The organism is Flavobacterium sp. T12S277, from assembly GCF_048514875.1.
Taxonomy (GTDB): domain Bacteria; phylum Bacteroidota; class Bacteroidia; order Flavobacteriales; family Flavobacteriaceae; genus Flavobacterium.
Map to the genome: position 1 here is coordinate 1 of NZ_JBLYEG010000067.1, position 1,158 is coordinate 1,158.

1 protein-coding gene is annotated in these 1,158 nt (G+C 35.7%); it reads left to right on the forward strand.

Annotation, left to right across the window (positions count from 1 at the left end; all coding sequences use genetic code 11):
• Positions 1-1,158: condensation domain-containing protein (locus ACN1CN_RS22740; protein ID WP_419137972.1), on the forward strand; the 1,158-nt coding region annotated here is incomplete at both ends.

The following is a 1,158-nucleotide window of genomic DNA, read 5'->3' on the forward strand; positions in this document are numbered from 1 at the left end:
AAAAAGAGATATTAACCGTCCCTTTGATTTAAGTGTGGAGTATCCTATCAGAGTTAAATTTTATAGGTTAGAATCCGAAACGGGATTACAAAGAAGGTTCTTGTTGATTAATTTGCATCATATCGCCGGTGACGGTTGGTCTATGGATGTTTTTGATAGAGAATTATTGGCTTATTATCAGGCTTATACTAGAGGAGAAAGTACCTTTGTTTTGCCTTCTTTGGATATTCAATACAAGGACTATGCGGTTTGGCAAAAAGCTTATTTAACAAAAGAGATTTTAGATAGACAGTTGGATTATTGGAAGTCTAAGTTATCAGGATATAAAGAATTAGACCTTCCGATTGATCATGTCAGACCGTCACAGATTGATTACAGGGGAGCTCATGAGATTTTTGCTTTAAGCAAAGATTTGAGTGATCAATTGCGGTTATTGGCTCAACGCCTTGGCGTTACGCTTCATAGTGTTATGCTTAGCAGTATCAATATCTTGCTTGGTAAATATACAGGTCAGGATGATATTGTAACAGGAAGCCCTATTGCCAACAGGCATCATAGACAGACGCAAGATCTAATAGGTTTTTTTGTAAACATGCAGGTAAATCGGACTATTCTGAGCAAGGGTCAGAGTTATATGTCTTTGATTGATCAAATTCATCAGGATCAGATAGAAGGACAATTGCATCAGGACTTGCCTTTTGAGAAGTTGGTTGAAGAATTGGGGGTTGAGCGAGAGATGTCAAGGCATTCTATTTTTCAAGTTACCTTTGTTGTACAAAGTTTAGGCAATGTGAAAAAAATTGGAAATGAGCAAACGAGTTATTTAAAGCCATTTCAATTTGAGGGATCCTATGAAGTAGTGCAATTTGATTTATCAATTTTTATAGATGATAGTCAAGAAGAACTAATAGGTATAATGAAGTATGCCACAAGTTTATTTGATCAAAGTACCATAGAGCGTTTTATTAGGGATTACAAGTATTTGCTTGCTGAGTTAATTTCAGCTCCTGATGATTCTTATGATAATATCAGTTTATTGCTTGCTGATGAGTATAAAGAAATTGTTTACAATTGGAATGCTACTGATAAGGATTACCCTGGAGATAAGACTATTTATGAGTTATTCCAGGAACAGGCAGAGAGAACCCCTGATAACAT